Source organism: Streptomyces sp. HSW2009, assembly GCF_040240285.1.
GTDB lineage: Bacteria > Actinomycetota > Actinomycetes > Streptomycetales > Streptomycetaceae > Streptomyces.
The window spans coordinates 1-7177 of the sequence record NZ_JBEHZD010000422.1 but is presented as its reverse complement, the minus strand read 5'-3'; the positions used below and the strand labels follow the sequence as shown (position 1 = coordinate 7177).

At 71.6% G+C, this 7177-nt stretch carries 5 protein-coding genes and 1 pseudogene; all 6 read right to left on the bottom strand.

Annotated elements, in window-relative coordinates; all coding sequences use genetic code 11:
- The coding region (locus AAHZ94_RS25125; protein WP_502964775.1) for a DUF1707 SHOCT-like domain-containing protein at positions 1 to 354 on the bottom strand (354 nt) is incomplete at its 3' end.
- Between the two features lie 144 nt (positions 355 to 498).
- The gene (locus AAHZ94_RS25120; protein ID WP_349995425.1) at positions 499 to 1857 is read right to left on the bottom strand and encodes a glycosyltransferase family 4 protein; all 1359 of its coding nucleotides are present in this window, start codon (positions 1855 to 1857) and stop codon (positions 499 to 501) included.
- A gap of 152 nt (positions 1858 to 2009) precedes the next feature.
- Positions 2010 to 2381, bottom strand: a complete 372-nt coding sequence (locus AAHZ94_RS25115; RefSeq protein ID WP_349995424.1) for a hypothetical protein — start codon at positions 2379 to 2381, stop codon at positions 2010 to 2012.
- 621 nt (positions 2382 to 3002) lie between these two features.
- Positions 3003 to 3965, bottom strand: a pseudogene (locus AAHZ94_RS25110) (ABC transporter ATP-binding protein); the annotation flags it as partial.
- A gap of 128 nt (positions 3966 to 4093) precedes the next feature.
- The gene (locus AAHZ94_RS25105) at positions 4094 to 4858 is read right to left on the bottom strand and encodes an ABC transporter permease (protein WP_349995426.1); all 765 of its coding nucleotides are present in this window, start codon (positions 4856 to 4858) and stop codon (positions 4094 to 4096) included.
- A 46-nt stretch (positions 4859 to 4904) separates the two neighbouring features.
- Complete coding sequence (locus AAHZ94_RS25100; protein WP_349995422.1) at positions 4905 to 5705, bottom strand: ABC transporter permease; 801 nt, start codon at positions 5703 to 5705, stop codon at positions 4905 to 4907.
- Positions 5706 to 7177 lie beyond the last annotated feature (1472 nt).

Sequence of the window (7177 nt, the reverse complement as noted above, 5' to 3'; positions counted from 1 at the left end):
CCCCGGCGCCCCCCCGGGCCCCCCCCCCCGGGGGCGGCGGCGGGCCCCCCCCCGCCCCCGCCCCCCCCCCCCCCCGCGGGGGGGGGGGCCCCGCCCCCCCCCGGCCCGGGGGGCGGGGCCCCCCTCGCCGGCTGCGACCGGGCGGGCGGCGTGGTGGGCCAGCGCCGCCGGCACCGGAAGGTCGCGCACCAGCGGCTCAAGGTCGGCGTGCGTACGGGCCGTGTACGCCGCCTCCAGCCGCTCGTCGAACTCCTCCATCGTCAGCCGCCCCTCGGCGACCGCCTCGCGCAACGCCTCGGCCACCCGTTCGCGCTCGGCGTCCGAGGCCCGCATCTCGGGGAAATCACCGCTCATATCGAACAGCCTACGCGGGCCCCCGGCCGCCCGTTCGGCCCCTGCGGGCGGCTGGCCAACGGACCGCCGGGCGGCCGGGACCTGCGTCGATGTGGCGGGGCGTCAGATGCGGGGTAAGTGGGGCGGAATGGGGTCGGGTGGGGGTCAGGTACGGGCCGGGGTGGGGGTCGAGTCCTGGTCGGTGGGGCGGGTGTCCTGCGCGGGGAGCCGCGCAGAGTGTCGCGCGGGCTGTCGTACGGCGACCCGTGGGGCGAGGCTCTGCGCGGCCAGCGAGAAGTCCTGCCAGGCGCTGAGCGTGTCGCGTTCGAAGTTCTCCTCGGAGACCTCGGCGGCGATGGTCTCGCGGAGTTCCCTGCCGAGTCGTTCGACGCCCGCGGGGTCCGCGTGCACCTGCCCGATCGCCTCGGCCAGCCCGTCCGTACTGGGCAGGAACCGGTGCGCCGCGGGGAAGAACCGGCGCGCCTCGACCGCCGGCGAGTCGACCATCAGCGTGCACACGCCCGACAGCGCCGCCTCCAGCGGGGTGATGCCCAGCGTCTCGTAGCGCGAGGGGCAGACGAAGACGCCGTTCGGCCGCGCCTGCCGGAACAGGGCGTGCAGTTGCGGGCCCGGGAGCTTGCCGACGGCGAGGAACTCCGAACGGTGCTCGTCGGGGACGCGGGCGCGCAGCACCTCGCGCGCGCCGTGGTCGTCGGGGCGGTCGCCGACGACCAGGATGCGCAGCGGCACGCCCCGCTTGCGGGCCTGGACGGCGCCGCTGACGAGGAGTTCGACGTTCTTGAAGTAGTCGAGCCTGGCGACGGCCGTGAAGACGAGGAGTTCGGCGCCGGCGACGAAGGCCGCAAGTCGCTCGTCGTGCAGCGGTTCGGGCACCTCGGGTGCCGTTATCGGCGGCCGGACCGCCCGTATGCGTTGCTCGTCGACACCCCGGCCGAGCAGGTACTCGCGCTGGAGCCATGAGTGCTGGAGCACAAACATGCGCCCGTTCGCCCGCACCCGGTTCAGGCCGAGTTCCTGGTGCTTGAAGAGGTGCAGCGCCTTGTCCGCATCGCCGAACGCCCGCGCCGTGTCCCGGGCCGAGAACATTTCGACGAAGTCGTGCACGAAGGGCCCGTGATGGGTCACGCAGCAGGCCAGCTCTTGCGGGTGGAAGCCGAGCAGGGCGTCCGTCTGGTAATAGAGCATGGCCTGTGCTGCCTGGCCGCGGAAACCGTGGTCGGCGCAGAGCTGGGCCGTGGCCGTGGCGATGGCCCGGCTCACCGCTTCCGTGCTCATCTCGAAATTGAAGCGGAGCAGGGCACAGCTCACGCCGGACCGCTGGACGAATTCGAGCCGCGGTTCTTCGCACGTCTCGTCCCGCTTGTACAGGATGACGCCGGCGGCGAGTCCCGCTTTTTGCAGACAACGCAGTACGGATCGGGTGAAGGAGGTGGCGCCCACCTGCGCCGCTTCTATTTCACTGTCCGGGAAATATCTCTCGTTGACGACGAGTATGCCGGCCATACGCGAATCACTTGAAGCCACTTTCACGAACTCCGGGTCTCTGTGGTTTGACGTCGTGACGTGTCGAGACGGAGTGCACCTGCGCTACAGGTCGGCGATCCGCCAGCTGCCGATCGACTTGTCGGCGGATCGGTGCTCGACGGCGGCGCCCACTACGTCGGACACATAGCTCTCGCGACCCGCGGGAGCCTGCTGCGGGTGAGGTCGAGGACGTGGCGGGCACGGCCCCGATCGGCAAAGTCCTGCCGGTTCCGCTTGATGACCTCGGGGACGACGTCGGCGCCGAGGTAGGAGTCCACTCCGAGGTCCGCCCTGGACATCCAGGAGAAGTCACCACACGGGATGTCCAGAATGCTGCGGGCGCCGATCCTGGTCAGCAGCGCCGGCAGTTCACGACGGAGCGCCTCGGTCTGTACGAGGTCCGATCCGCTGCCCGAACGCGACGGGTTCTCACCCTTTTCGCCACCCCCGGGAAAGAGTCTCCAGGATTCACTTTCGTAGAGTTCGTCGAAAATTCCCTGCATGGTGCGATCCGCCGGGTCATGGCCGGGTGGAATGACACGGGAGTGCCGAATGCCGGTATCGGAAGGCTTGCGGCGCATTTCGCTCATAACAACCCTTCACCTGAGAGCCGGGGAGACGGTGCAGCCGGCCGGGAAGTATTGCTGATCCCCTGGTTCGCCGTTGAGCCCAAGGGGTTTATGAATCGTCGTAGACGTTCGCTCACTGATGCGCGTAGATAATTCTCGCACAGGACCGGTGCATGTCTACTCGGCAATTGCCGGAAGCCGTTCCACCGGCGCCCGGGCGGGCCCGTTTCCGCCCGCCGGCAGCCCGTAATTGTGGTCGGGCCACCACCGTCCGTGCAGGCGAGCGGCGCACGGCGGGCAGCGCGGGCGCGTTGTGCTGCCCGTTTCGGCGCCGAACGTGCCCGAGTCGTACCGACTGAGGTCCAGACCAGTAGCGCCCGGTCGTCCGCTGCCGCTCACCCTGATCACACCTGCCGGCCGGCCGCACCACATCTGGTGGCCGCCCGGGCGGGGACGGGTGAGGCCGGTGGGGGTGATGTGGGTGACAGGGCCCGCCGCAGGCGACGGGTGGGCCGGTCGTGGCGTCGAGCCCGCCCCCGCCCGTCCCTCCGCCCGCTCCGCGTACATCTTGGCGATCACGTCCTCGATGTCCGGCTCCCGCACGGACAGATCGACCAGCGGGTACGCGGCGGCCCCCGCCCCCACGACGGGCGCGGCGCTCGCGGTGGCCGGGAACGCCAGCCACTGCCTGGCCCCTTCGACCCGTACGGTGCGCGCGCCCGGCACCCCGTCGATGGGCGGAACCTCCCGCTCCAGGTCGACCACGAGGGTGCGCTCGCTCTCCCCCACCGCGTGCAGCCCCTCAAGCCCGCCGTCGTACATCACCCGCCCGTGGTCGATCACCATCACCCGCCGGCACAACTGCTCGATGTCGGTCAGGTCGTGCGTGGTCAGCAGCACGGTGGTGCCCCGCTCGGCGTTGACCTCGCGCAGGAAGTCCCGCACCTTCACCTTGCTGATCACATCGAGGCCGATGGTGGGTTCGTCCAGGTAGAGCACGTCCGGATCGTGCAGCAGGGCCGCCGCGATGTCGCCGCGCATCCGTTGGCCCAGCGAGAGCTGCCGCACCGGCACCTCCAACAGGGCGCCGAGGTCCAGCAGTTCCACGCACCGCTCCAGGTTGGCGCGGTACCGGTCGTCGGGAATCCGGTACATCCGCCGCACCAGCGCGTACGAGTCGCGCAGTGGCAGGTCCCACCAGAGCGTGGTGCGCTGCCCGAAGACCACGCCCATCCGGCGGGCCAGCCGGGAGCGGTCCCGGGACGGGTCGATGCCCGCCACCCGCAGCCGCCCGCCGCTGGGCACCAGGATGCCGGTCAGCATCTTGATGGTGGTGGACTTGCCGGCGCCGTTCGGCCCGATGTAGCCGACCATCTCGCCCCGCGGCACCCGGAAGCTGATCCCGTCCACGGCCCGCACCTCGCGCCGCTCGCGCCGCATGAAGCCCGCCTTGCGCCGCACGGTGAACACCTTCTCCACCCCGTCGACGTCGATGAACGCGGCATCGTCCGCCGTCATCGTCCCCTGCCCCTCTCTCTGCTCTGTGTACGTGGTGTCCATGTACGTGGTGTCCATCTCGGCCCGCGTCTGGTCGCGCACGCCACCGCGGCCCGTCCGCTGGGGACGCGGCCCGGCAGGGTGCCAGGTCAACTCCCCGTACTGCGATAGCTGCGCAGCCCCGCCCGCCAGGCCAGACCGGCGAGCGCGCAGCAGACGGCGGCGACCAGCGGGGCGCAGAAGCCGATCCAGTCCGGCAGGCCGATCGGCTGCTCGCGGCCGAGCACGTACAGCGCCGGGAACCAGTTGACGAAGGCCAGTGGGAGGACGAAGGTGACCGCCCGCACCAGGTCCGCGGTGAAGATCGTGGGCGGGTACTGGAGCAGCGTCGTACCGCCGTACGTGAACGAGTTCTGCACCTCGGCCGCGTCGCCGGCCCAGAACTGGAAGGCGGCGCCGGCCACGAACACCGAAGCGAAGATGGCCGCCCCGCTGACCAGCATCAACGGCAGCAACACCACCCGGTCCCAGGTCCAGTCCACCTCCACCTCGGTCAGCGCCCAGCCGAGCAGGGCCAGGCCCTGGATGACCCGCCCGATCCGGCGCAGCGCGAACCGGTCGGCGGCCACCTGCGCCAGCACCGGCACCGGCCGCACCAGCAGGGTGTCCATCGTGCCGTCGCGCACCCGCCGCCCGATGCGTTCGGTGCTGCCGAAGAACAGGTCGGTGAGGCCGAAGGCGACGCTGCTGGTGCCGTAGAGGAAGGCCATCTCGGCGAGGTCGAACCCGCCGAGCGCGTCGACGTGCGTGAACATCAGGCCGATGACCACGAAGTCCAGTGCGGTGACCGCGATGTTGCCGAGGGTCATGATGAGGAAGGAGGTGCGGTACGCCATCGTCGAGCGCACCCACATGCCCACGATCAGGAAGTACGCCCGCACGCCCTGGTAGGCCCGCGACTCAACCACCTTGGACGACCACCTTCCGGGTCGCCACCGACTGCACCGCGCGCCCGACGGCCAGCAGCGCGAGCGCCCAGCCGAGCTGGAAGGCGAAGGCGGCGAACAGACCGGTGCCCTGGTGCCTGCCGAGCAGCACGTCGACCGGCACCTGGAGGATCGCCGCCCACGGCAGCGCCTCGGCGCCGGCGCCGAGCGCCCCGGGGAAGACGTTGAGCGGCAGGATCATGCCGGAGAAGAACAGCGACAGGACGAGCCCGATCATGTTGACCCCGGTCCCGTCGAGCAGCCAGAACGCGCTGAGCGCCAGCAGATAGCGCACCGTGAAGCTGACCAACACCCCGAGCACCAGTGCCAGCAGGAAGCACAGCCAGGTCAGCGGCGAGGTGGGCAGGGCGAGGTCGAAGGCGAGCGCGCCGACCAGGACGGGCAGTACGCCGCGGCCCAGGAGTTGGAAGGCGGCCCGGCCCGCGTCGGCGGCGAGCCACCACAGTTGGAGATCAACCGGTCGGTACAGGTCAACGGCCACGTCGCCGCTGCGGATGCGTTCCTGCAACTCCTCGTGGAAGCCGCCGCCGATCAGCGCGGACGCGGCCAGCACACCCTGCGCCACCCAGACGTACGTCAGGGCCTGCGCCAGGTCGTACCCGCCGAGCTGCGGGCGCTGCTCCCAGAGGGCCATATAGGTGTAGGCGACGATGAATCCGAAGACGCAGTTGGTGAACACTCCGGCGACCGTGGCCGCACGATAGGTGGCATAACGCCGAAAACCGCTCACCACCACGGCCATGTACAGCCGCACTTTCCGCCCCTCCCCCGGCTGTCGGCACCAAAGTCCACGAGCCTAGAGCGACATAGAGCCGGCGAGCCAGGCATTATTCACCCTGTGGGGTGAGTCGCCCAGGCCAGTCGGCCGATCACAGAGCTGTCACAGATGCGCGCCGCCTCCGCCGCGCGGATCGCATGATGCGACAGTGACACGTGGGGCGTACGACGCGAATCGCCCTACTTGACAGGATTTATGCCGTGGCATATCCCCCACGGCAGAACCGTGGGCGGCGGCCGAGGAGTCCCTACACACATGACCGACGAGCCTCAGCAACAGAGCGCCAAGGGCGACGGCAACGCCGCCGCCGCGGGGAGCGACCCCGGCGCCCAGGGCAGCGGTAGCGGCACCAAGCCCGCCGGCGGCCCCGCCGCCGACCGGCCTCGACCAGGAGGAACGGGCGCTCCCCCACAGGGCGCCGGCCCGCGCAGCACCGACAGCCAAGACACCGACCGCCAGCGCTCCGGCTCACCCCGGACCGGCGCGGGCCACTCCTCCCCCCACGGCACCCCGCCGCGCCCCCCGCGCGGCTCCACCCCGACCGACCCCGACTCCGCCCCGGCACCCCGCGCCAAGGGCCCCACGACCCTCGGCGACGGTCTCGGCCAGCGCTCCACGGACGCGCCAGGACGCGAGGAGACCGCCGGCACGCTGCCCCGCCGCCCCGCCGGCCGACCCCCCGCGCCACGCAAGGGCGAGGCCGGAGCCGGCGGCCCGGCAGCCACGGCGAGCGAGGACACCGGCCGCCTGCCGGGCCCGCGCACGGGATCGGCCCCGGCCGCTGCTGGCTCCGGGTCAGGCAGCTCCAGCGGCAGCCTCTTCGAGCCCCGCAAGCCGCGTAACGGCGGTGCGGGTGTGGGCGGTACCGGTACGGGTGCTGCGGGTACGGACCGCTCCGGTACGGGCGGTCCCGGTACCCGCGGTACCCGTACGGGCGCTGCTGGTACGGGCGGTCCCGGTGCCGGCAGTACCGGTGCTGGCAGTACCGGGACAGGTAGCTCCGGTACGGGCGGTCCCGGCACCCGCGGTACAGGTACGGACGGCCGCGGCACGAGCAGCCCCAGCACGGGTGACTCCGGCGGCAGCTTCTTCGAGCCCCGCAAGCCGCGTAACGGCGGTGCGGGTGTTGGCGGTACGGGTGCGGGTGGTCCCAGCACTCGCGGTGCGGGTGTTGGCGGTACGGGTGCGGGCGGTCCCAGCACTCGCGGTGCGGGTGTTGGCGGTACGAGTGCGGGCGGTCCCGGTACTCGCGGTACCCGTACGGGCGCTGCGGGTACGGGCGGTCCCGGTGCTGGTGGTCCCGGTACTCGCAGTACCGGGACAGGTAGCTCCGGTACGGGCAGTCCCAGTGCCCGCGGTACGGGTACGAACGGTCCTGGCACCCGCGGTACGGGTACCGGTGGTCCCCGTGCCAGCGCCGGTGACGACCGGACCGCGGTACTGCGCCC